The sequence below is a fragment of the Clostridium algidicarnis genome, from assembly GCF_000703125.1.
GTDB lineage: Bacteria > Bacillota > Clostridia > Clostridiales > Clostridiaceae > Clostridium_L > Clostridium_L algidicarnis.
The window spans coordinates 1228234-1253224 of record NZ_JNLN01000001.1 but is presented as its reverse complement, the minus strand read 5'-3'; the positions used below and the strand labels follow the sequence as shown (position 1 = coordinate 1253224).

23 protein-coding genes and 1 riboswitch are annotated in these 24991 nt (G+C 30.4%); of the genes, 11 read left to right on the top strand and 12 right to left on the bottom strand.

The window, feature by feature from the left end:
* Positions 1 to 128 precede the first annotated feature (128 nt).
* Both BV55_RS14860 and BV55_RS0106245 read right to left on the bottom strand, forming a co-directional pair.
* A complete protein-coding gene (locus BV55_RS14860) occupies positions 129 to 2861 on the bottom strand; it encodes a DUF4430 domain-containing protein (RefSeq protein WP_051652418.1) in 2733 nt (910 codons plus the stop codon).
* A 106-nt stretch (positions 2862 to 2967) separates the two neighbouring features.
* Positions 2968 to 3114: a DUF2292 domain-containing protein gene (locus BV55_RS0106245; protein ID WP_029451957.1), complete on the bottom strand. Its 147-nt coding sequence runs from the start codon at positions 3112 to 3114 to the stop codon at positions 2968 to 2970.
* 242 nt (positions 3115 to 3356) lie between these two features.
* A riboswitch (cobalamin riboswitch) is annotated at positions 3357 to 3540 on the bottom strand.
* Positions 3541 to 4252: 712 nt separating this feature from the next.
* On the opposite strand from BV55_RS0106245, the gene BV55_RS0106240 reads away from it, so the two are divergent.
* Positions 4253 to 4765, top strand: coding sequence for a folate family ECF transporter S component (locus tag BV55_RS0106240; protein ID WP_198023199.1), 513 nt, complete (start codon positions 4253 to 4255; stop codon positions 4763 to 4765).
* Between the two features lie 65 nt (positions 4766 to 4830).
* Here the strand turns inward: BV55_RS0106240 and BV55_RS0106235 are convergent, their stop codons facing one another.
* Together BV55_RS0106235 and BV55_RS15300 are read right to left on the bottom strand one after the other, a co-directional pair.
* Entirely contained in the window at positions 4831 to 5391 is a 561-nt protein-coding gene (locus tag BV55_RS0106235; protein ID WP_029451955.1) for a DNA-3-methyladenine glycosylase I, read from the bottom strand.
* A 121-nt stretch (positions 5392 to 5512) separates the two neighbouring features.
* A complete protein-coding gene (locus tag BV55_RS15300) occupies positions 5513 to 6427 on the bottom strand; it encodes a nucleotidyltransferase domain-containing protein (RefSeq protein WP_084170497.1) in 915 nt (304 codons plus the stop codon).
* Between the two features lie 259 nt (positions 6428 to 6686).
* Here BV55_RS15300 and BV55_RS0106220 point away from each other — a divergent pair, with 259 nt between their 5' ends.
* Entirely contained in the window at positions 6687 to 9152 is a 2466-nt protein-coding gene (locus tag BV55_RS0106220; RefSeq protein WP_029451953.1) for an ABC transporter substrate-binding protein, read from the top strand.
* 134 nt (positions 9153 to 9286) lie between these two features.
* Here BV55_RS0106220 and BV55_RS0106215 read toward each other — a convergent pair whose 3' ends face one another.
* From BV55_RS0106215 to orr, 3 genes are all read right to left on the bottom strand, one after another.
* The gene (locus BV55_RS0106215) at positions 9287 to 9520 is read right to left on the bottom strand and encodes a hypothetical protein (RefSeq protein ID WP_029451952.1); all 234 of its coding nucleotides are present in this window, start codon (positions 9518 to 9520) and stop codon (positions 9287 to 9289) included.
* A gap of 229 nt (positions 9521 to 9749) precedes the next feature.
* Complete coding sequence (locus BV55_RS0106210) at positions 9750 to 9962, bottom strand: cold-shock protein (protein WP_029451951.1); 213 nt, start codon at positions 9960 to 9962, stop codon at positions 9750 to 9752.
* Between the two features lie 121 nt (positions 9963 to 10083).
* Complete coding sequence (gene orr / locus BV55_RS0106205) at positions 10084 to 11154, bottom strand: ornithine racemase Orr (protein WP_029451950.1); 1071 nt, start codon at positions 11152 to 11154, stop codon at positions 10084 to 10086.
* Between the two features lie 530 nt (positions 11155 to 11684).
* Here orr and BV55_RS0106200 point away from each other — a divergent pair.
* Positions 11685 to 12761 carry an N-acetyltransferase DgcN family protein gene (locus tag BV55_RS0106200; protein WP_029451949.1) on the top strand — a complete coding sequence of 359 codons (1077 nt, stop codon included), beginning with the start codon at positions 11685 to 11687 and terminating at the stop codon, positions 12759 to 12761.
* 378 nt (positions 12762 to 13139) lie between these two features.
* Here BV55_RS0106200 and BV55_RS0106195 read toward each other — a convergent pair whose 3' ends face one another.
* Both BV55_RS0106195 and BV55_RS0106190 read right to left on the bottom strand, forming a co-directional pair.
* On the bottom strand, positions 13140 to 13868 hold the full coding sequence (locus tag BV55_RS0106195; protein ID WP_157469613.1) for a hypothetical protein: 729 nt from the start codon (positions 13866 to 13868) through the stop codon (positions 13140 to 13142).
* 14 nt (positions 13869 to 13882) lie between these two features.
* Positions 13883 to 14710, bottom strand: coding sequence for an ABC transporter ATP-binding protein (locus BV55_RS0106190; RefSeq protein WP_029451947.1), 828 nt, complete (start codon positions 14708 to 14710; stop codon positions 13883 to 13885).
* A 405-nt stretch (positions 14711 to 15115) separates the two neighbouring features.
* Here BV55_RS0106190 and BV55_RS0106185 point away from each other — a divergent pair, with 405 nt between their 5' ends.
* Positions 15116 to 15346, top strand: a complete 231-nt coding sequence (locus BV55_RS0106185) for a hypothetical protein (protein WP_029451946.1) — start codon at positions 15116 to 15118, stop codon at positions 15344 to 15346.
* A 236-nt stretch (positions 15347 to 15582) separates the two neighbouring features.
* Here BV55_RS0106185 and BV55_RS0106180 read toward each other — a convergent pair whose 3' ends face one another.
* The 3 genes from BV55_RS0106180 to BV55_RS0106170 form a co-directional block, all read right to left on the bottom strand.
* Entirely contained in the window at positions 15583 to 17616 is a 2034-nt protein-coding gene (locus BV55_RS0106180) for a GTP-binding protein (RefSeq protein WP_029451945.1), read from the bottom strand.
* A 116-nt stretch (positions 17617 to 17732) separates the two neighbouring features.
* Positions 17733 to 17957 carry a DUF2922 domain-containing protein gene (locus BV55_RS0106175; RefSeq protein ID WP_029451944.1) on the bottom strand — a complete coding sequence of 75 codons (225 nt, stop codon included), beginning with the start codon at positions 17955 to 17957 and terminating at the stop codon, positions 17733 to 17735.
* A 127-nt stretch (positions 17958 to 18084) separates the two neighbouring features.
* Entirely contained in the window at positions 18085 to 18312 is a 228-nt protein-coding gene (locus BV55_RS0106170; RefSeq protein ID WP_029451942.1) for a DUF1659 domain-containing protein, read from the bottom strand.
* 252 nt (positions 18313 to 18564) lie between these two features.
* Between BV55_RS0106170 and BV55_RS0106165 the strand changes: the two genes are divergently transcribed.
* The 7 genes from BV55_RS0106165 (at position 18565) to dhaM (ending at position 24935) form a co-directional block, all read left to right on the top strand.
* Positions 18565 to 20142: an ABC transporter substrate-binding protein gene (locus BV55_RS0106165; protein ID WP_029451941.1), complete on the top strand. Its 1578-nt coding sequence runs from the start codon at positions 18565 to 18567 to the stop codon at positions 20140 to 20142.
* Between the two features lie 137 nt (positions 20143 to 20279).
* Positions 20280 to 21230, top strand: coding sequence for an ABC transporter permease (locus BV55_RS0106160; protein WP_029451940.1), 951 nt, complete (start codon positions 20280 to 20282; stop codon positions 21228 to 21230).
* Between the two features lies 1 nt (position 21231).
* Positions 21232 to 22071: an ABC transporter permease gene (locus BV55_RS0106155; RefSeq protein WP_029451939.1), complete on the top strand. Its 840-nt coding sequence runs from the start codon at positions 21232 to 21234 to the stop codon at positions 22069 to 22071.
* Between the two features lie 190 nt (positions 22072 to 22261).
* Positions 22262 to 22492 carry a helix-turn-helix transcriptional regulator gene (locus BV55_RS0106150; RefSeq protein ID WP_029451938.1) on the top strand — a complete coding sequence of 77 codons (231 nt, stop codon included), beginning with the start codon at positions 22262 to 22264 and terminating at the stop codon, positions 22490 to 22492.
* A gap of 225 nt (positions 22493 to 22717) precedes the next feature.
* On the top strand, positions 22718 to 23716 hold the full coding sequence (gene dhaK / locus BV55_RS0106145) for a dihydroxyacetone kinase subunit DhaK (RefSeq protein WP_029451937.1): 999 nt from the start codon (positions 22718 to 22720) through the stop codon (positions 23714 to 23716).
* Between the two features lie 130 nt (positions 23717 to 23846).
* Positions 23847 to 24485 carry a dihydroxyacetone kinase subunit DhaL gene (gene dhaL / locus BV55_RS0106140; protein WP_029451936.1) on the top strand — a complete coding sequence of 213 codons (639 nt, stop codon included), beginning with the start codon at positions 23847 to 23849 and terminating at the stop codon, positions 24483 to 24485.
* A 60-nt stretch (positions 24486 to 24545) separates the two neighbouring features.
* The gene (gene dhaM, locus BV55_RS0106135) at positions 24546 to 24935 is read left to right on the top strand and encodes a dihydroxyacetone kinase phosphoryl donor subunit DhaM (RefSeq protein ID WP_029451934.1); all 390 of its coding nucleotides are present in this window, start codon (positions 24546 to 24548) and stop codon (positions 24933 to 24935) included.
* Positions 24936 to 24991 lie beyond the last annotated feature (56 nt).

Here is a 24991-nt window from a genome sequence, read left to right as displayed (position 1 = left end):
TAGATGCAACCCATAGGAAGTTTCCTATGGGTTGCCCTATATTTATCATGTAAGCTAAACATTACTTGTTAATGCCTAAAAGTTTATCTAATCTCTAACATTGTCACCATTTTTCTCTTAATAAAGATTTATTTTCCTATAACCTTATATTCGATTCCATTTACGTAAGCTTCCATCATAGAAAGCACATCATAAGTATCAATTCTTGAATCTCCAGTAACATTCATAGAAAGTATGGAATTATTATCTGGAGTTCCAGTTTTACGTAGCCACCCTGATAAAGTATTTAAAGCATCCTGTGCATTTACGGTGTTATCACCATTTGAATCTCCAAACTTAAGGGTATCTGCCTTCTTTTTACTGCTTATATCATACCTATTTATATCCTTTAATCCATCTAAAGCTACAGTAGTATCAACTAAAGCAACATAAGTCGTAATCCCTGTCTTATCTGATATCTCCTTTGAATGAAGCATTGTAATATTATCATTTAACATAATATGAGGAGTATCTATTAAGTTAGTAAACTCTACTGCTATAGCTGATTTGCTTCCTGGAATAAGATCTACCCCATCCCCTTTATAAAGCTGTCTTGCATTTGCTGTTAATTGTTCTCCAATTATTATATTTGCTTCTGACTTACTTACATCAAATTTGTTTGTTTTAGAAGAGTCTGAACCAGCCTTTAATGTAAGGTCCTCAATATTAATTGATAACTTTGTATCCTTTTGAAGATCTTCAGTTAACTTTGCTGTAATTGTCATTACTTCTGAAGGGAATTCCGTAGGCTTAAATGATATATCTTTAAGCCCTGTATTAGTATATACAGTACGTAGTTTGCCATCTTCTACTCCGAAATCTGGAAGTCCTCCGCTCATACTGTCACTCATTGATACTTCGGTAATTTCAATGCTATCTGGAATATTTATTATACTTTCTAATAATTTAAAGTTTCCTTCTGGCCAGCTTCCAAGTTTAACTTGCATCTTAAACTCTGTTCCCTTATTACCATTAATTCTCTCCGGCGCTGATATTACTGCCTTATCTTCAAGACTCTTAACCTCTTTCGCATCTGTCATATCATAAAGAGAATTCTTTCCATTTACAAATCTATCATAGGCAACTATGGCATACATACCTTGATCCGTTGCCATGCCATTTATCTCTTGATCTAACACATGCTTAAATCCTCCACCACTAACGTAAAAGTCCATAATAGCAGAAATAACCCAACTTCCTTCACCTTTAACAAATCTTGTATCCTTGCTTGGATCTATACCAAGTGCAGTTAAAGCTACTATAACCTGTGCTATACTCTCACTATTTACTGATCCCCAACTTGAGTAGCCACCCTTGTCATTTTGAAGATTAGCTAAAACCTTAACTGCCCTATCAATATAAGGTTTAACTTTTTCATCATTTTTATATTTAGCTAAAGATTGTAGCGCCATTCCAGTTATGTCTGGATCTGGAGTCTTACCTGTTAGTGCCCAACCACCAACTACACCATTTTTATCTGTTATTTCCAAATCTAATATATAATCTATAAGGATATCTCTTGTAGTTTGAACCTTTACATCTTTCATTATAGGTATTTCATAATTATTAGTATCAAGTGCAATTAATGCAAATATAGGTCCATTTATTCCTTGTTTCTTTACAGAATTAAAATCCGCTAATTTTTCAAGTAAGTTATATCCTGCAACATTTGTTACATCTTTCCCTATGGCTGTAAGTCCTAATATAACTCTTGAGTATTCAGTATACTTAACTTTATGAAGAACTCCTCCCTTTTCCTTTAATTCATTTGCAACATTAATATAATATTTTTCATAATATTCTTCTGGAACAGTGTATCCTGCCCTTGCTAATGAAAGCATTGTCCACTCTCCACCAAGGGTTCCAAGAACAGGATTTGGTGTGTTTTTATACATTAAAGCTGCTGTTTCATCTATAGCTGTTTCTATGCTCGGATTTGACTTAATTAAATCTATTGATTTAGCTGGTTCTTCCGGTTTACTTGGTTCTTCTGGATTAGTTGATTTTTCTGGATCCTCTGGATTACCAGGTTTAGTTCCATTAACTGCATTGTCAAGAGTAGTAAATGCCTGATCTACGCTCTCTTGTGATGAATCCACCACCTGAGCTACCCTGTAAGCTTTGTCATAGGCTGCTTGTACACCTGCTTTTGAAAGAATAGCAGCTTTCTCTTTTGAGCTATTGATTTCTGCTAATTTTGCAGTAAGCTCACCTTTATTAGCAATAGGTTTATATGATCCTTCAAAGGAACCAGAAGTTGCGTCCCCTTCAAATCCACCACCAATATCTGACCCATAACCATAAACAGTAAACTGCCATCTAATAACGTCTCCGTCTTTTGGATAATATTCAGCAGCCCCAAAGTTAGGGAACTTATTATTTACAGAATACATCCACCCAGACATACTAGTATAATCAAACTCACCTAGCCAGTCATCTTCCGTTCTATCCTCATCAACATCTCCACATTCATCTAATATATATTGAGGGATATTTACCTTTCTTTTGTCCTTGTCCTTTACAGAGGCTAGATAGAACCCTTTATCTATCTCTCCCGTAATACGATAATTCCCTTCACCTAATAAATTAGTGATTACCTCAGATACCCTAGTATTTTCATATATAGGTACCTTTACCGGTTCTACTATATAACCAAGACCCAATGTGAATTTTTCCATAGATACTGTTACATAACCCTTTGGCTTTGAATCACTAGCCTTCTTAAATGTGTTAGAAATTGCACTAGCTGAAATCCCAAAAAACATAAATGCAACTAGTAGTACACTAAGCATTTTCTTCAGCGTTAAATTTTTCTTTTTCACAATTATACCCCCTTACTTTCTGTTGGTTTAATTTGATTAATAGTTACTTTTAACTATTAATTTACCCCTGGCACCTCCAGTTTTCTGGTCAGTACAATATTTTCGTTTATAACTTAATTGACTTTTTTAGTTCTTCAACTCTAATAGGTAATCCATCTTGAACAATAACCTTCATCTCACCAAATTCTACTTCTTTGATTATTTTTAATAATTTTTCCTCCTTTTCATTTAATTTGTAATGCTTTTCATCCATTGTTCTTATCCCCCCTATATACTACTTTGTGAAGCTTGTCTTTTCATGTAAACTTTATTCTATCCTAATACCTTTCCAAAAGGAACTCATATTCATAACCTAAAAATCACTTTATAGTTATCTAAAATTACAAATAAAAAAAGCCCCATTTCTAGGGCTTTAAGCACTTAATAACACATGGCATACTCAACATATACAGAGTAGTCGCTGCATAGTTATGGCATTAATTTCCCGCCGAAATCTTACACTTTCATTTTATGGCAGGTCTCCTGACTTATAGCTTCCATCCTAATCCTCTTTGTCTTCTCAAGAATTAATCTTAATGACTTTAGTAGAGTTTCGTAGCTATTACAGTAGCGGGGGCTGCTAAGGATTCTAACCTTATTCCCTATTATTGCATATGCAACCATAAAACATAATATTCATTATATATCTTCCTTCATTTTGTCAATTGATTTATTATATTATACTAAGATATAAATTCATCAATTCCTTCATTATTTGCATCATTAGATTTAATTAGTTTCCCATCACTTATGGTGATTACCCTTTTGCAATAAGATTCTAATATCATACAAACTTACTGTTCAAATCTTTCCATAGTTTATTTAAACACAATATCATTGAGCTTTGTAATGCCAAACACTAAATTTTACAAACACCTTTAAAATACTCTGAATTAAATGGGGGAAAATTTATCTAATTATCATTTAAAGTTTAATATTTTTATAAGTTTTATTTGCGAATTTTCTGTAAATTGTCGGTGTATTTGATATAATGGTATAGGAAGCAATAAACTATTACTTTCTATTTAATTTAAATAGTTGTATATTTGTAATAAAATAATATTCTTCTAGACAACCTATTTAAAATATTATATAACCAGTGAATAGATCTTATTCACCTAAGCCTTTTAAGAAAATATGAAAGCTTAAATTAAAATAAATAAAAAGGAGTACGCTACTAGACAAAATATATTTAACTAAGTCTACAAGGTACAAAATTTAATAATAAAACCAATGTTATGTGTACCGATGGCTAGTCGGGAGTTTATGACTTTTAAGATGCAAATGTAATCTTAAAAGTAAAAACCTTGATATGGATATATTTGTCCATATTTTAAGTAGCAGTGATTAAAATGGCAAAAATGACTACATCAAAAAAAATTGTTACTATGGCATTATTTATTGCAATAACCTTTATACTATCTAGATTCTTATCTATACAACTTTTACCTACAATAAAGATAAGTTTTGCGTTTTTACCCATAGCTTTAAGTGCTATGCTCTTTGGTCCCGTATATGGGGGAGTTATGGCAGGAGTAGAGGATCTTATTGGTGCCATCTTAGTTCCTAAAGGACCCTTCTTTCCAGGATTTACTTTAAGTGCATTTATAGTAGGACTAATTTATGGGTTAGTGCTTTATAAAAAGCCTAAAACTATAACAAGATTTATAGTTTCATCTGTACTTATAACGTTAATTGTGCATATATTCTTAAATACCCTTTGGCTTGCTATATTATTTGATAAAGCATTTATATTAATAACTCAAACTAGAATACTTAAAGCATTAATTATGCTTCCTATAGAGGTTATAACTTTATCTCTTACATGGAAGTACTTAGGAACAAAAATAGAAAAAGAGATATAATATCTCTTATAATAAAAAAATACTCAAAGGAGCACCAAGTATTTCTTGGTGCTCCTTGGTTTTTATTATAGTATTTGTGTATCTCTAAAGCAATTAGTTATATGATCATTAATAACACCTATAGCCTGAAGATATGCATAGATTATCGTTGACCCTAAAAATTTAAATCCTCTAGATTTTAAGTCCTTACATATCCTATCAGAAAGTTCTGATGTAGCAGGAACCTTAGATATATCTTCCCACTTATTAATTAAGGGTGATCCGTCTACAAAGTTCCATATATAATTATCAAAACTTCCAAACTCCTTTTGTATATTTATAAACTTATTAGCATTGTTTATGGATGCTTCTATTTTCTTTTTATTTCTTATTATCCCTGGATTTTGCACTAATTCATTTACCTTTTTTTCATCATATTGTGATACTTTTATAGGTTCAAAATCATCATAAACTCGCCTATATTCTTCTCTCTTTTTAAGCACAGTTATCCAGCTTAAACCTGCCTGGGCTGATTCTAATACTAAGAATTCAAAGTGTTTTATATCATCATGTACAGGTACACCCCACTCTTCATCGTGATATTTAATATAAATCTCATTATCTTTACACCATGGACATCTATTCATTTTAGCCTCTCCTTATACATTTTATTTATTATATTCTTCTAACATTTTAAAATATCTGCTTTCTAATCCTTTTATAGTGCTCTCTCTAGATAATAGTTTGTTTTCTAATCTACTTATCATATTATAAATTCTCACTAACCCTCATCATGGACTTTACCTTTTTTTCAACCTGCTTTGGTAGTTCTTGAAGAAGTGCCCTTTTTAATAAATTCGGGTTTTTTATTCCTTCCTTAGTTAAATACCCCTCTATTAATTTAACCTTTTGCTCTCTACTTGGCATTAATTGATATGCAACATACCAATCTTCTAATGATGAAATAGGAACCTTAACCCCATTTATATCTTTAAAGTCCCCTATAGACTCCTGATCAAAAGGATATTTATACATACCACTGCTGTGATTTATAATAAACCCTGACATTACATCAATATCCACATCACATATATTATATTCATAAAAATATTCGGTAGAATAAACCTTAGTTTCATCTCTTCCCTTTTTATCTCCTAAAGACTTTAATATGTTATCTAAGGTTTCTACATCCTTTTTATGGACAATTATATCTATATCATTTGGTGAATCTACTAATCCATAATGATTCAACACTATAGAGCCACCTACTGCCCAAAATATGTTTTCATTATTTAATTTCTCTCCTATATATGAAAGGACCTGAAATAACTTAAAATTACTTTGTATTAATTTATTCTTAGTTTTAAATTTAACTATATCTTTTTCATCTTTCCTTACAATTTCATAGCTAAACTCAATAGGTGAATTTACTTCATTAAATTCTTTCATTATACTATCTAATACCCTAAGTCTTAAATGGGAATAGACATATGCAAGGTTTGGTACCATCAATATATGTTTAAGTTCTTCTAAAGAAATTTCAAAGTCCGTAGAAGGCTTCCTTTTTTCTAGTTCTAGATAAAATATCTTAGCATATACACTTTTAAAATTTGGAATGTCAGATCTTACAATAGATTTTCTTCTTCTTTTTATAACTTTTAGTTTTTTTAAATCTTCTCCCACTTAAAAGCCTCCTCTTTATTTATCTTTATTACATTGTATTACATATAATTTAATACTAGCAACCCTATTAAATCTTTTATTGATTTAAAACCTACTCTGGTTATATTTTAATTTATTTTTTAATTCTAATACATGCTATTACAAATAGATATGGTTTATTTTTCTATAAATATCATATTACTGTTGACGTTTTCATCAGTTTGGCTAATAATGTATATATATTTATTATAATCATAACTTTACATTTAGGAGGCTTCTAATGTTAAATTTTAAAAAAAAGAGAACAGTGGTTCATGATATTCCTGTGGAGGACACTAAAATCAATTACAAAATTCAAAACATATCATCTCAAAACAAAATTGCTATTTTAAAACACAATCAAAAATGTATCGTAAATAAACTAAGTAATAAAATTGATGAAACCGGTTTTGCTACAGAAAACTTAATTGAAATTACAACAGATATTAATAAATATGTAGAAGTACAAATGAGTTCTATTGATAAATTAGTAAATGAAATCACTAATTATTCCGCTTTAGCAGAAGAAGTTTTAGCTAGTACAGATAATTCAAAGCAAATAGCACATCAAACTATGGGCATAGCAAAGGAAGGAAGGAAGGCTGTAGGTGATTCTATTAAAGCCATGAATGAAATAGAGTCTTCTGTTGAAGATGCGAAAACAGTTGTTATGGATCTTAATTCAAAGTCTGCACATATTAATGATATGTTAGATGTCATTAAAGACATAGCTAATCACACAAACTTGCTTTCTTTAAATGCATCTATTGAAGCTGCAAGAGCTGGTGAAGCTGGTAGAGGGTTCACTGTAGTTGCAACAGAAGTTAAAAAACTTGCTGAAAGAAGTGTTGAATCTGCTGGTTTTATTTCAAAAACTATAAATGAAATAAATGCTAGTATTACCCATACAATTGAGGCTATGAACAAAACAAGCCTAAAGGTAAAAGAGGGAACTGAAATAGCTAACAATACTATGACAGTTTTTCAAAACATTATAAAAGCAGTACAAACTAGCACAGATGTAACAGGAGAAATAAACCTTGCTCTAGTAAGTCAAACTGAAAACTTAGAAAACGTTATAAGTTCTGCAGAGAATATGAGTCATATTTCCGAAAAACTATTATCTGTTGTAGAATCGGCTACTTTAAATACTCAATATACTAAAACCTCACTCACTATTTTATCAGAGGTTTCAGAGGATCTAAAATACATATCAGATAAGTTGCTTCAAGAAGTTGATTCAAATGCTAAGGAGATTTCTACTTTAAAGACTTGTCTTAACAGTGCGCCACTTGGATTTGATCCAGCTCTTGCTATTGATCAAGAAAGTGGACAAGTAATTGTGAATGCTCATGCTTCGCTACTAACCTTTGGCTCTTCAGGCGAAATTTCTCCTGGTCTAGCTAAAAGTTGGTATGTGGAAGAGGATCATCTAACCTGGGTTTTTAATTTAAGAAAGGGAGCAAAATTTCATAATGGAAGAGAAATTACTGCAACTGATGTTAAATATTCCTATGAGAGAATCCTAAGTCCATTATTAAAGTCCCCAAATAGTTGGTTCCTTGAAAGTATAGAGGGTGCTGATGAATATTTAAAAGGACATGCTAAAGAGGTTACTGGAATAAAAATATTAGATAAATATAGACTGTCTTTAAGACTTGCAGTACCATATACAGGTTTTTTATTAAACCTTGGTCAATACTGTTGTTCTATTATAGAAAAAGAAGAGATGGAAAAGGGTAAAATTGTAGGTTGTGGTCCCTTTGTTTTAGATGAAATAAAGGCTGATGGCTGTACCCTTACTGCCTTTAAAGATTATTTTGGTGGGGCACCTTATTCAGACAAAATCCACATTGAATTTAATCCTTTAAATGCATCAGAGAAATTTTTAAATAAGGATTATAGCTTCATTACAGTGGATAATAAGACCCTTATGGAAAGCTTAAAACATTCAGAATCCACATCAATTAAAATGAAGGATGTTATGGGAACTTATTATGCAGGCTTTAATTTAAAGAGTAACTCACCCCTTGTTAAAGATGCAGAAATTAGAAGAGTATTAAATCATGCCATTGATAGAAAAAGAATTATAACTGAAATTTTAGGTGGTATGGCTACAGAATCAAAAGGCCCAATTCCTCCTAATATAATAGACAATAAATATTTACCCTCTTTCAATTACAATCCTGAAATGGTGAAAAGCCTAATATCTAAAAAAGGACTCTCATCAAAAATCAGGCTTAAATTGCTTATAAGAGAAGGTAGCAGTGATACTGTCTTTAATAAAATAGCTAAGTACCTCATTGAAGACCTAAAAAAGGTTGGCATCGAGTGTATAATAACAGCAGTTCCAAATGATAAATATTTTGAATCTATACCCAACTCTGATATATTCATAAGTAGGTGGATAGCTGATACTGGGGACCCTGATAATTTTCTTTTGCCTAACTTTAACCCAAGTAATTATACAGACTTTACAGGATATGAAAATAAAGATGTATTAGCTATGATGAGAAAGGCTAAAGAAATAATAAACCCAGTTAAAAAAACTAAGGTATATGAGGATATTCAAAATCAGATTATTAATGACAGTCCATGGATCTTCTTGTATCATCCCCAAATAGCCATAGCTACTAATCCTGGTGTATTAGGTGCAAGACTTAACCCTCTAGGAATGGTAAGATTTGAAGATATTGTTATAGAATAATCAATATTTATTACGTTAGTGAAACTTTTCATAAAAAATAAAATAAGATAAAATAATAAGCCATGATAAAATCTTAAAATTTATCATGGCTTATTAATATTCATCCATATATTATGGAGGTCTTTTAATAAATGCTATTTAGTATTATATTTATTTATTGCTTTTTTTCTAAGCTTAACACCTAATGTTTCTGCTACGAACCTGTCAATCATATCCTCTTTAGTAGCTTTGTCTACAATAAATATATCATGTTTCTTGCAAAGCTTACTTAGCTCACCCTTACTTATATCACAAGTTTTAATAAAACTCTTTCCAGCCTTAACAGTAGCCATTACCATTAGACGTTTATATATTTCATCATTAGTCATATTTCACCTCTTCATTTAACTTTTAAAAATTCGCTTCTTTTAGATAGATTATAATACTATTATATCAATTTTTATCATTAAACTAAACTAAATTATATTTCTCCTAAATACAAAAAAAAGCACAGACTCATATAATATGAATCCGTGCCCTTCCTTTTACACCTCTCGCCCTATATAATTTCTATTTTCAGCTTAAGTTTAAAACTTCACCTAAAGCCAAGAACTTTCCTTATTTTACTACTATCTCTACATTTATAGCCTGTGGTCCTTTTTCACCTTCCGCTACATCAAAAGCAACTTCTTGACCTTCATGAATATTTTTGCTGTTAGATTGATCTTTGACCTTAGAATGATGCAAAAATAAATCTTTTCCATCGTTTCCAGATATAAATCCATACCCCTTTTCAGCATCAAACCATTTTACTATTCCTGTCATAGACATATTTTAATCCTCCTTAAATATATTTACCTTTAGTATCTGCAAACTTTAGATAAAATATTTAATAACCTTTTATGAATCTAACTTACCTATAAATTATTTAATTATTTAAAAGGTTGTACATTTATTTCAAAAAGTACTTTCTTACATAAGGTGATGTCATTGTAGCTAGTAAACAGGGGTAGTCCATATTAAATTCTACAATATCTCCTACCTTATAATCTTTTTTGCAGTTTGTTAGATCTAATAATAGATGGTCACTACTAGCACCTAAAATATCAATATCTTCATCTCTTACATATAATCCTTCTAGACATATGTCTTGTTTTCCTAAAGCTATTATAGCCCTAGTCATAACTCCCTTATCTTCAAAGCTTGGCGTATCTCCGAAGGCATCTACCCCTACCCTTCCTTTAGGTAGAGAAGTCTTTTCCTTTAATTCTATTATCTCACCTTTTAATATAAAAGCATGATTATAAAAGTTTTTTATATCCTTTTCAAATGCAGCTTCTGTACCTAAAACCACTGCTTCACCTATTCTTAATTGATTTATCCCCTTAGGTATAGAATCATTTAACACCATATATAAGCTACTAGAATTTCCTCCTGAAACAATAGGTACCTCTATTTTTAACTGTTCTTCTATAAGATCCTTTATTTCTACAAGTTTACCTAAATTATTTTTGTCTGGAATTATACCACCATAACAAGTAAGGTTAGTTCCTATACCTGCAAATTTAATATTAGAAAGTTTTAATATTTCTTCCGTTGTATATATAACATCCTTTGGAAGTACTCCTTCTCTTAAATCTCCAAGGTCAATCATGAGTATTACTTCATGTACCTTTCCTAACTTTTGGGCTGCTTTTGATAATGACTTCATAACTTCTAACTCTGAATTTAAACTTACATCAGAGTATTTAACCACATTTAAAGCTTCACTTATCATAGGTATTCTTAAAAGCATTTTTTTGCAATTAAATTCTTTAACATTTATAAGGTTTTTTATTCTAGAATCTCCTATGGTTTTAATTCCTTCATCAATTATTGTTTTTACTATAGACTTTTCAGCACAAAATACCTTTGTAACTATTACAGTCTCGATGTCTTCTTTCTTACAAACCTTAATAATTTCTCTTGTGTTATGTGCTATCTTATCTAAATTTACTTCTATACATGGGTACTCTTGAATCAAAACCCACACCTCCTAAAATAATAATTATTCTTTGGTAATAACTTAATTATATCACAAAATTCTTAATTTTAAATTATATTGCAATATTCGCTCATATTGTAATATAATAATTTTACAATATTTTATAGTGTTTTTAATTTATTTATATATTTTTATAGAACAATGTTAATATTTTATATTTATTTTGAAGTTTTTGTGAATTCTGTGTTTTTTTTATCTTTTTCATGTTTTGTGTGGTATAATGTATATACATCAAATACATTTAATAAAAAATATTGGATTTTATATTCACTATTTTTAGACAGTTATATATTTAAAGGCAATAATCCACCCAACAAGATTATATCCCTAACGCGTTTAAATCACCATAAACTGTAAACTATTATCCTTATACTACTTTGCCAGTATTAGGTACATTGTTTTATGCAGTCTATAGTGTTTTTTTTATACACTTTTTATTACTTATATTGACAATACAAACAAAAATACATTTTAATCTTACTAAATTTATACAAAAAGGAGTAGATATTATGAGAATTAATGCACTAGTTTATTGTGAAGGTCTCTTTGGAGAATCAGATGGTAAAATTGCAAATGGTCTTGTACGATATTCAGAAAAATATGAAATACTAGGAATTATAGACAGCACAAAAGCTGGCATGGATTCTGGAGAGCATTTAGATGGTACTAAAAATAACATACCTGTATTTAAAAATACTAAAGAAGCACTACAATCCTTAAATGTTAAACCTAAGTGTTTTATTATAGGACTTGCACTAACTGAGGCATATTTACCTCTAGACCTTATAGAAGCCACAAAAGAAGCTATGAAATATGGAATGGATATTGTAAATGGTCTTCCAGTATTTCTAAAAGATAATAACGAACTAACGGAAAATGCAAAAAAGTATAATGTTGAAATTTATGACATAAGAAAACCTAAGTCGCTAACTGAGCTAAAATTATTCACAGGCAAAATTGATACTGTTGAAGTGCCTGTAGTAGCAGTCTTCGGTCTTGATTGTGCCATAGGTAAAAGAACAACTTGTATGGAAGTTTTACAAGAGTTAAAAAGTAATAATATAAATGCAGTTTTTGTAGCAACAGGCCAAACAGGAGTACTTCAAGGTGCTAAATATGGCGTACCTATAGATGTTATAAACTCTCAATACGTAGCAGGAGAAATTGAATCAGCAGTAGTAGCTGCCTTTGAAAATGAGGATCCTGATGTTATATTAATAGAAGGACAAAGCTCTCTAAGTCACCCAGCTTATTTATCTAGTTATGGAATTATAAAAGGAGCCATGCCAGATGCCTTCATAGTTCAATATGCCCCAAAAAGAAAAATTCGTGCAGACTTCCCACTACTAAAGGTTCCATCCTTAGAAAGTGAAATCAAACTTATAGAATACATCGCTAAAAAACCTGTTATAGGGATTACTATAAACCACGAAAATATGTCCAAGCTAGAGATAGATAAGGCCATAAAAGATTGTGAAAAGAAATTCCATATTCCAACAACAGATGTACTTAAATACGGAAGCAAAAAGATTACAGATGAAATCTTAAAAATATTTCCAGACCTATCTAAAAACACCGCTTCATAAAAATAAATATTATATATCTAAAAATTAATAGCTTAATATATATAAAATCATTTACCTATTCATGACCTTAACTTTACCAAACTACCTTATTTACAAGGAGAAACTTAGTAAACTATTTCTCGTTTCTTAGATAAGGTAGTTTTTTTATATTGTTATATTATAATTTTAGTAGGCATAACTAGTACAAAGAACTATATAAGCAATTGGAATACATATAAATTATAAGGTGAATATAAAAAGAGTCCTATTGTTTTTGTGGCTTATTTTGTATTGTATAAGTATAGAAGCCTTTCATTATATTTTAAAAATAGTATCATTTAAGGTAAATATATATAATCACAAATGAACATATATGTAATCAGAGTGTTATAATAAAAACTAAAATAATAGTTTTTTCATTAATTTAATATAAATAAAAATTTGTATTAAAATATAACAGACACTATAAATCACAGGAATTGAAAGTACACTTAAGGAGAATTTCTGAGGTAGCATACATGAAGTAATTACATCATATACGGGAGGTAAAAGCCATGTAATTGCTTTTGCAATAGGGAACTCTTTTATTAAAGGTCCTTTAAGAGCAGATAACAATGCAATTAAAAACATAAGCATTACTCCTCTATTCCTATTTCCAGTAATTTTTGTCTGAAAAGTCATTCCTAGTATTACACCCATAAATGTTACTAATATATAAATAAAAAAACCTAATAAAACATTATTTAAAGTAATGCCATTATTAAATAAACTTCTATTTCTATTATTCAATAAATTAACGGCTAATGGCCAAGTTATAGCGATTAAAGATACTATGATTCCTACCATCCACATAAAAAGTATTTTGGAAATCCAATATAATTTATTATTATTTACCTTAAGAAATACAATTTGTTCTGTAAGAAAATCCTGCGTTTCACAATAACTAAATCCTATCCAAGTCATCATAAAAAATACTACATTAGCACATATTATTATACTTGATGTAAAATCTACAGAATCTGTACCATAAAAAATTAATTGAAATATACAAAAGATCAAAAGCGGAATTAAAAATTTATTGCATTTTATATAAATCTTATAATTATACTTAAATAAAGCTATCAACATAATATCTCCTTTCACTACTTAAAGTATTTTAATACATATCCATCTTGTAGCATCTTTAAAAGTATCTCATTAGCCTTGTTTTCTCTTACATTTAATTTTAATAATTCGTTCTCTTCACAATATTCTCCAATACCTTTAAGTTCTGATTTAAATTCAATATTGCTTCTTTCTTTTTTATCAAAAATCATTAAATTATACATAAACTTTTCTAATTTAGGCTTTTGGACTTCAACTATTTTTTGATTCTCAATTTGAAGTATTCTACTAGATAATTCTTCTACTAAAATCATTTCGTGGCAAGACATAATAACAGTAACTCCTTCTGATATTAATTTTTTAACAATGCGAGTAAAATTCCTTTGAGAATTAATATCCTGTCCTGATAATGGCTCATCTAATAATAGTACATCAGGTTTGGTAATTAATGCTTGTATTACAGCTACTTTTTGTAAGGTTCCCTTAGATAAATGCTTCATAGGAACATCCTTCATACTTTCTAAATAAAACTCCTTGTAAAGCTCTTTAATCTTTTCACTATAAAACTCTTTGCTTATCTTATCTAATTCTCCCATGGACTTCATATATTCTTCTACGGTTAAATTAAGTTTAGAATAATTTTCTGGGATGTAATTAAACTTTATATTCCTATTAACAATTATCCTTCCACTACTTATGCTGGTAAGTCCGCATATCATACGAAGGAAGGTGCTTTTCCCCATTCCATTATTGCCTAAAATAGCCACACTTTCACCTTGCTTAAATTGGATATTAACATTATTTAAAATTATTTTTTTACCAAACTTCTTACTTAAATTCTCTATTTTAATAATACACTCTCCCATACTCATCGCCCTCCTTTAGGATCATAATCCTTAATCTCTATACCATCATAACATTTGTCAAGCAACTAGACCCATGCATTTTATTAATATCCATATTACTGTTTCATATTTTATTAAAAAACATTATATCTAATTTTAGGATGTATTTAAATTGTTTTCTTTGGCTCCCAAATCCTTCAGTTTATTCTATTCAATCTTTTAAAGTTCACTTAAAAGTGATTCCCCTTGATCAGCTAACCCCTACCGCCGCAACAACCTATCTTAAATTTATCTCCTTTTATTACCCAGTGTAAAAGAAATTAATAAATTAATTAATTATTAGTAATAATTTTTCCTCTTATTGCACATAATATTAATCGTAAAGCTTAACTTAACTACTAAATTAAATATAGGAGGTCTACTTATATGAAAAAAAAGTCCTATGCCTTTAAAAATGAAAGGGGGGAGCTTATAAATTACATTGTTAAAGAGTATCTTTCGGTGAATAGCAGTGACTATGTAATTATGTCACCTGAAAATAAAGCTACACAGCTGGAAGTTTATAAGTTTAATCTTGAAGATGGTAATGAGTACTTAGATGCTGTTAAAAACCAAGGGGAGCTTAATTTAATAAAAGCTTCTGCAAAGACTATTTAATTTAAGCTTTACATAAGCTTTACGTACCTTTATTTGCCTTTAAATGAATTTCAACAAAATATTTGCTTTGTGATTAGATTGTAAAATTTGCTTTGTAACCAAAATAAAATATTTGCTTTGTAACTAAAATACAAAATTTGCTTTGTAATTAGATGTGCAATCTGCTTTGTAACTAATAAAAGAGAAACTATAGAATATATACATATACTACAGTTTCTCTTTTATTTAATATCGTATTACCTTATAGCGTTTCTTGAATATAATATAAATTTAGATCGGTCTAAGGGGTCTACCCCTATTCGTTCTCTCTTTTCCCCAAGCTCTAGTTGTACAGGCTTGTAGCTTGAAAGTTCAGTGCTTATTACACCTTTACCACTAGATATTATTCCAAGCCTTACTGAGTAATCTAAAGAAGTTGATGCTGGCATTTCTCCCTGTACAGTAAAGTTTCCATTAGAGATCATTGGGGCTTCAAAGGTTCCTCTCATATTTATAATGTCTCCTAAAACCTTTCCTCCAATGTCTTCTGGTACAGAAATTCTAAACTTAATTATAGGTTCTAATAAGGTAGTTCCTATATTGTTTAATCCATTCATTATCCCTATAGTGGTGGCTATAATAAAATCACCAGGATTACTATGCATCACATGATCCTCACCTGTAAGCAATGTTACCTTAAGGTCTGTAACCTCCCAGCCATAAAGACCTTGACTTAAAGCTATTGGTAATTGGTACTCTATTTCTCTTTGATATCTAAGCCTTATAGCATCCATTCTAACCTGTGATTCATAAACTAGTCCTGAACCCCTTTCTAAAGGTTCTATAAAGAATTTAACTACAGCCCAGCAAGGTTTTGGCATTGTATAAGCTTCAAATCCTACAGAATTTCCTAGGGGTGTTTCTTTATATATTATAGAAGGCTTTCCAAAAGAGATTTCTATATCAAATCTGTTTTTCAATATGTTTTCTAAAATCTCTAGTTGAATCATACCCATTATTTGAATATGAAGCTCATTTTCTTCTTTTAGCCACTGTACATTAAGAAGTGGATCCTCTTCTTCAAGTTCATTAAAGGCTTCAACTAGCCTTATATAATCTTCCTTTTTCTTTGGAAATGCTTGAAGTGTTAAAATAGGTTTTGCTATACTTAAAACTTTAGGAACCTTTTTAGGATCACCTAAAATATCTCCTATACTAGCATTTGATAAACCAGAAACGCAAGCTATCTCTCCCGAGGAAACATATCCGTAATCTATTTCCTTTTGACCTTTAAGTTTTTTAATTTGTGTTACCTTTTCTTCTATAGACTTAGTATAGTTATACACTAAATCTCGACTTTTAATTTCCCCACTGTATAATCTTATGTAGGCAAGCTTTCCAAGAGTCTTATGCCTTTTTATTTTAAATACTATAGCAGAAAGTTCTTCATCATTAAAATCATTCTTAATAGGAATAATTTCAGCTAAGAAATCTAAAAGTTCACTAACTCCTATATCTTTTATTGCAGATCCATATAAAAGAGGATAAATGCTACAATTATTAGTTAAATTAATAAGGCTTTCCTTTATAAGTTCAAAGCTAATATCTTCCCCTTCTAAATATTTATTTAATAATAATTCATCCGTGTCAACTAATGCTTCTAATAGTTTATCTTCATATTCACCTTTTTCATTAGTATTTATCTTGTTTTTTGCATTCTCATTTATATTAACTTCTTTATTACTATCTACATTATTTTCCTTAAATAATAGTTGTACCTTTGGACTTACCGTACCTTCTTTACTAATGTCTTCTATTGATATAAAAGAGTCTGTCAAAAGACTACTTATATCTTCTAAAACTCTTTTTATATTAGCTCCCACCCTATCAATTTTATTTATAAATATTATAGTAGGAATACCAATAGTCTTTAGTGCCTTAAAATAAACTTCTGTCTGAGGTTGAACTCCTTCCACTGCTGAAATAACAATAACTGCCGCATCTAATATGCTAAGAGTCCTCTCAACTTCTCCTGAAAAGTCCACATGACCTGGGGTATCTATTATATTTATCTCTTTACCCTTCCATAAAAGATTTGCTTCAGAAGACTTAACAGAAATACCCCTTTCTTGTTCCACCTCTAAACTATCCGTATGAGCAGTGCCTGTATCCACACTTCCAAGACTTCTTATAACTCCACTTTTATATAAAATATGCTCTGTTAAAGTAGTTTTACCTGCATCAACATGAGCTAATATGCCTATATTACTAACACCCCTACCTCTTTCCATATACACTGTCCTTTCACCTTTTAACTATAACTTTATTATACAGCCTTTGTTCTTTAATGACTATCTTACAAAATAGAAAAAGGCTACCATTTCGGCAGCCTTTTTCCCTTTTAACTTTATCTTAATTCTATCTTTGAAGATTCCTTTTCTACAACTTCAGCTGAGTCTTTAAACATTAATGGTCCACCCTTAGATGTTATTACACCCTTAGATATAATGCTATCCATTAATGTTACTATATCATCCTTAGATAAATCTTGTTTTACATATTCCACCCTTAAATTTACCTTAGTTCCTGATTTATTTATAAAAGTCATTGTAACTATTTTATTGTTATCCATATTTACACCCCTTTTCTAAAGATTTTTAATTTTTCTTTTACACTGCTTGTCCGCCATGCTCCACTACATTGAAGTTCTAAGTTTTAGATATATTTAAACTACTATCTAAAACCAAGGTTACTATTTATTAAGATTCTTTGATATTTTCTTGGTATTCTCTAAATAAACCATGTATAGGTTTGTTTAGAACTTTATTAAAGTCTTTTGATAGGTCTAATATTTCCTCTTCTGTAGCTCCGTCTTTTATGCTAGATAGTTTATAGCTCTTTATAACCTCTTTACCCTTCTCGTCCATAACCCCTGTTCCATACTTCATTACTATAGCGTCTTTAACTAAGTTTTTTGTTACTGCCATATTAATCAACTCCTTTCATACATTAAGTATGCCGTTACATAAAAAGTTACCCTTATTTTTACTATATATTTTTAAAAACTTTAATATTTCTTTTTAAAAGTTCTTCTATCCTTCTATTTGCTTATCCAATAGATAAGTTATGAGGGATTTACATTATCTATTGGAGTGTTATGAATGTAGGATGTTATAATCTCTATGGAAATACAAAATAAATTTTAAATAACTTATAATTATTTATTAGGAGGTTTTTTCATGAAAGCAAAAAAAATGCTTGCAGTTATAATGGCAGCTTCAATGATTCTAGCTACTGCTTGTGGTACTAAAAAAGATGGTGCTCTAAACACTCCAGTGGATAAAACCATAAAAGATGGTGGAACTATTATATTCCAAGCTGGTGGTGATCCAAATGTCTTAAACCCGTTATATGGGAATGATAGAGTTACTATGACAATTAACAATGCACTGTTTTCTCCTTTATTTGTAATGAATGGCGATAAAACTGACTTTTATCTTGCAGAAAGCTTTGAAAGTTCAAGTGACTTTTTAACATATACATTAAAGCTTAAAAAAGATCTTAAGTGGCATGATGGAAAGCCCTTAACTTCAGATGATATGATATTTACCCTAGATAAGATATTAGATAAAAATGAAAATAGTTTACTTAGAGATTATTTAGTTGTTGATGATAAACCTATTGAGTATAAAAAGATTGATGATACCACAGTAGAGTTTAAGCTACCAGAAGTCACTGCAACTTTTAAGTCCTCTATAGCTAGACTTACACCAATCCCTAAACACATATTCGAGGGTGAAGAAAATATAGCTAAGAGCACAAAAAATGATAACCCTATAGGGTCTGGTCCTTATAAGTATAAGGAATCTACTAAAGGAGAAAGTGTAACTTTAGTTAGAAATGAAGATTATTTTAGGGGAAAACCTCATCTTGAAACTGTTGTTTATAGAATAATACCTGATGCTAATGCTGCAAATTCAGCTTTAACTACAGGCGAAATATCTGCTAAATACATATCCGCTAAAGATGTAGACAAGTTTAAAGATAAGCTTAATGTAATAACCTTTAGTGAAGATATGTTAAATAATATGGTTATAAATCAAAATAATGAGGCCTTAAAGATAAAAGAAGTAAGACAAGCTATTGCTTATGCCTTAGATAAAGAAGAATTGATAAAGGGTGCCTATACTTCTACAGAATATGGTGACAAAGCTAATACTGTATTTACCCCAGGTACCTTGTATCATGATAATGACAATATAGAAAAGTATGATTTTAACATAGAAAAATCTAAAGAGCTTTTAAGCAAGGCAGGAATCACTTCCTTAGATTTAAAATTAGCTTATACTAATGGAAGTAAAGAACAAGAAGCTCAATCTTTAATAGTTCAACAACGTCTTAAAGATGTTGGAATAAATGTAGAGCTTATGGGTATGGAGAGAAATGCCTTTATACAAAAGCTGGTAGATGCTAAGAATAATAAGGACTTTGATTTAGGATTCAATGGTTTTGTAATGGGTGTTGACCCAGATGGCTATAAGCCCCTATTTCTAACCGAAAACCCTAATAACTTTATGAATTACAGTAATAAAGATCTTGATATACTATGGGAAAAAGGTGCAGTTGAAACCGATGATACTAAGAGAGGTGAAATATATAAAGAGATTCAAAAGACCATTGCTGATGATATGTCTTTATATCCAATTGTATTCCCTAAATCCATAGTAGCTATTGATAATAAATTTGGTGGAGTAGAAGAAGCTGAGCCAGCTCCAATATTTATGTTTAGAGACTTATCTAAACTTTATGAAAAATAATTAATTTAGTGTATATATTATAGGGAAACCATAGTGGCTTCCCTTTTATTTTCTTTAGATATCTTAAAAAAACTTAATATTCTAGTCGACTTTTTGAGATATCTTATGTTAAATTTTAAACCTCGGAGGTGAAAAAATTGGCACGTTATATATTTAAAAGAACACTTCAAGCTATTCCAATGTTAATATTTATATCCATATTATCCTTTCTTCTTATTAAAATGGCTCCAGGGGATCCTGTTAGATCCTATGTTACCCCGAATATGAGTGCAGAAGATGTGGAGAGGGTAAGAGAAAATTTAGGTCTTGATAAGCCTGTTCCTATGCAATATGTAGCCTGGTTAAAAAATGTTTTAAAAGGTGACTTTGGATACTCTCTTATAAACTATAGGCCTGTATCTCATCAAATAAAAGAAAGGATACCCGCAACCTTACTTCTTATGGGTACCTCTTTAATAACAGCTATAATCTTTGGAATAATTTTCGGCTTAATTGCTGCTTATAATAAAAATAAGTGGATAGATAATATTATATCTATAATTAGTTACATAGGTATTTCTATCCCTTCCTTTTGGTTTGCCATGATACTTATAGTTATATTCTCACAAAAGCTTAGGCTACTACCTAGTGTTGGTATGCATACCATAGGGATAAATTCTACTTTAGATGTAATTAAACATACTATAATGCCCGCTACAGTTTTAAGCTTTCAAAACTTTGCAGTTATAACAAGATATATAAGAAGTAAGGCAATAACTGAAATGAAAGAAGACTATGTAAGAACTGCTATTGGGAAAGGTGTCAGCTCTAGAAAAGTTTTTGGTACCCATATTTTAAAAAATACTCTTTTACCTATAATAACTATTATAGGAATGTCCTTACCTAACCTTATTGCAGGTGCCTTTATTACAGAAACAATTTTCGGCTGGCCAGGTATGGGTAGACTAGGGATAAATGCTATATTTAGCTTTGACTATCCTCTAATAATGGCTATAACCATGATATCAGCTTTAATGCTTATTTTGGGAAACCTTATAGCCGACATATTATACGGGGTAGTAGATCCTAGAATAAAGGCGGTGAATTAATATGGGTGATAGTTTTTTTCAAATGGTAAAAAAGGATTTCAAAAAAAGCAAATTATCTTTAGCTGCTATAGGTATACTTATAGTACTTCTTATAATTTGTATATTAGCATTTTTATCCCCCTATGATCCTAACGCTATTGATGTAAATAATAAACTTCAAGGTCCTAGCTTCCAGCATCTTTTTGGTACAGATGATATGGGGAGAGACTATTTTACAAGAGCTTTATATGGTGGTAGACTGTCCCTTTTTGTAGGGTTTTTGTCCATGATTATATCTAGCACTATAGGAACTATAGTTGGAACCATAAGCGGATATGCTGGTAGCATTGTAGATACTCTTATAATGCGACTTATAGATATTTTAATGTCTATACCAAGTTTCTTTTTGATTCTTACCCTAAATGTATATTTTAAACCTGGTGTTAAAAACATAATAATTATTATAGCTCTATTTAGTTGGATGGGAATAGCTCGTATAATACGAAGTGAAACTTTATCTATAAAAGAAAGAGAGTATGTATTATATGCTAAGGCTCAAGGTATAAAACCATCTAGAATAATATTTAAGCATATAATACCAAATGTTTTCCCAAGTATAATAGTTGCTTCTTCTATAAATATAGCAAACTCTATCCTTATGGAATCTTCTCTAAGCTTTTTAGGTCTTGGAGTTCAGCAACCTAATTCTTCTTGGGGTAGTATGCTTCAAAGTGCTCAATCTTATATGATAGACCAACCAGCTCTTGCAATCTTTCCTGGTCTTTTAATACTATTTACAGTATTAAGCTTTAATATAATAGGTGATACTTTAAGATTAACCTTTGAACCAAAGGCTAAATAGTTATTTTAGTATAATAATTTACCTAGGCTCTTATCATTAATTAATGATAAGAGCCTTTTTTATTCCATATATATTTTAAAACAGAGCTTTAAAAATGAACTTTCCTTTTATATTGTTATTTTTCAGATACCTTATTTTAAATATAGTGATATAATTATATGAATAAGTTAGTGAGGGGGTGCTTTATTTTTTGAGTAAATCTAAGACATTTAACACCAAAATTAAAGTACTAAGGACAGAAAAAAATATAACACAAGAGCAATTAGCTACATGTATAGGGGTTTCTAGAGGAACTATTTTAGAAATAGAAAGAGGAACCTTTAATCCATCATTAAAATTAGCCTTTAAAATAGCACAATATTTCAATGAGAAAATTGATGATATTTTTGAATTAGAAGGATATCTTAATAGCGAGGATTAATTTCTTATTTACCACTGTTTACTACATATTTCAAAAGTATATCTTACATAGGGTAGAAGGTACTTAAGCCCTTTATTATTAACAAATAATTAACTTTAAGGTTATCCATATTAAAATCTTTTTAAGTTAAGACTTTTGTTATATCATGTATATAACAATGTTTATATATTCAAAGTTATGTTATTTAACATTTTAGGCATAATAACAATAAGGAGGTAGTTTTTAATGAAAAAATTAATAAATGATCCTAATTTAGTTGTAGATGATATGCTTCAAGGAATGGTGGCAGCTCACCCTGAATACCTAAAGAAGTTAGATAATGCAAACGTACTTATAAGAAATGATTCTCCTATAAAAGGAAAGGTAGCCCTAGTTAGTGGCGGTGGCAGTGGTCATGAACCTGCGCATGGTGGATATGTAGGAAAAGGCATGCTAAATGCTGCTGTAGCTGGATCTGTATTCACATCTCCAACACCTGATCAGATATTTGAAGCTATAAAGGCTGTTGATGGTGGTAAGGGTACCCTTCTTGTAATTAAAAATTACACTGGAGATATTATGAACTTTGAAATGGCAAAAGAACTTGCAGATATGGAAGATATAAAAGTTGAAACCGTGGTTGTAGATGATGATGTAGCTGTAGAAAATAGTACCTATACTGCTGGAAGACGTGGTATCGCCGGAACAGTATTTGTTCACAAAATAGCAGGAGCTAAGGCTGAAACTGGTGCATCCTTAGAAGAAGTTCAAAAGACTGCTAAAAAGGTAGTGCAAAATGTAAGAAGTATGGGTATGTCCTTAAGTTCTTGCATAGTACCAGCAGCTGGAAAGCCTAACTTTACATTAGCTGAAGATGAGGTAGAAATTGGTATGGGAATCCACGGTGAACCAGGTACTCATAGAGAAAAGATAAGCACTGCGGATGAAATAACCACACATTTAATGGATAAAATATTAAAAGATATGAGCTTAAATTCTAAAGATGAGGTAGCAGTTATGATAAACGGACTTGCTGCAACTCCTCATATGGAACTCTATATAGTAAACAAAAAGGTAAGTGAAATATTAAAAGAAAAAGGGATAGTTGTTCATAAAACTTTTGTTGGTGAATATATGACTTCTCTAGAAATGGCTGGTTTTTCTATAACACTATTAAAGCTAGACGAAGAATTAAAAGAACTTTTAGATGCACCTTCAGATACTCCAGCTTTTAAGGTTATTTAGTTACTTAAAGCTACTTTAAGCCTTAAATTAAAATACGGTTTAGTGAACTACCACCACCTAAGAGTATGGAAGAATTCTACACAATTAGGTTAAAACCTTTAATAATTTATATAGAAAAGAGGCGATATCCTTGAGCTTAAAAGGTATTGAAATCAAAGAATTATTAATTAAATTAAGTGAAGTTATGACTAAAAACAAAGAATATCTAACAGAATTAGATGCTACTATTGGAGATGGAGATCATGGATTAAATCTACACAAAGGCTTTACAGCAATGGTTGCTAAGATAAAAGATGATTCTGGAGATGATATAGGTGATATGCTTAAAAAGTCAGGCCTTGCCTTAGTATCAAGTGTTGGAGGTGCTTCTGGCCCCTTGTATGGAACTGCTTTTATGAAGGCTTCTATGAATGTTCAAGGTAAATCCGAGGTTGATCTTAAGGACTTTTTAGAAATGCTTCAAGCTGCTTTAGATGGTGTAAAATTAAGAGGAAAGGCTGAAATAGATGATAAGACCATGGTAGATGCTATTGAGCCTGCATTAAATCAATTAAGAGAATCCTTAGCTAATGATGAAAGTCCAATAGATACCTTATTTAAAGTTAAAGAGGCTGCATATAAAGGTGCCAATCACACAATGGATATCATAGCTAAAAAAGGAAGAGCAAGCTACCTTGGTGATAGAAGCCTTGGACATAAAGATCCTGGTGCTGTATCTAGTGCCCTTATATTTGAAACAATCTATGACTTTGTTAAATCAAAAGGCTAAAATTAATATAATATATCTTACTTTTCAGGTAGTAGGTAATTTACAAAGGAGGTGCTAAACTTGGTAGGACTAGTTATAATATCTCACAGTAATGAGATTGCAGAAGGTACTAAAAAGTTAGCCCATGAAATGGCAAGTGAAGTACCAATAGCAGCTGCAGGTGGTACTGAAGATGGCCGAATAGGATCAGATATAAATAAGATTTTAGATGCTATAAATGAAGTATATTCTGATGAAGGTGTTTTAATTTTATTTGACCTTGGTAGTGCATTTATGAATGCAGAAATGGCTATTGAAATGCTAGATGATACTATGAAAGCTAATGTAGAAATACTAGATGTTGCTCTAGTTGAAGGAGCTATTACAGCTGCAGTAGAAAGTAGCATGGATAAAAATAGATCTGAAATAAAAGAAGCATTAAAAGGTTTATCTCTAGGTAAAATATCATAATTTTTTAAAATAGCCCTCTATTGAATTCAATAGAGGGCTATTTTTTTATATCTTTT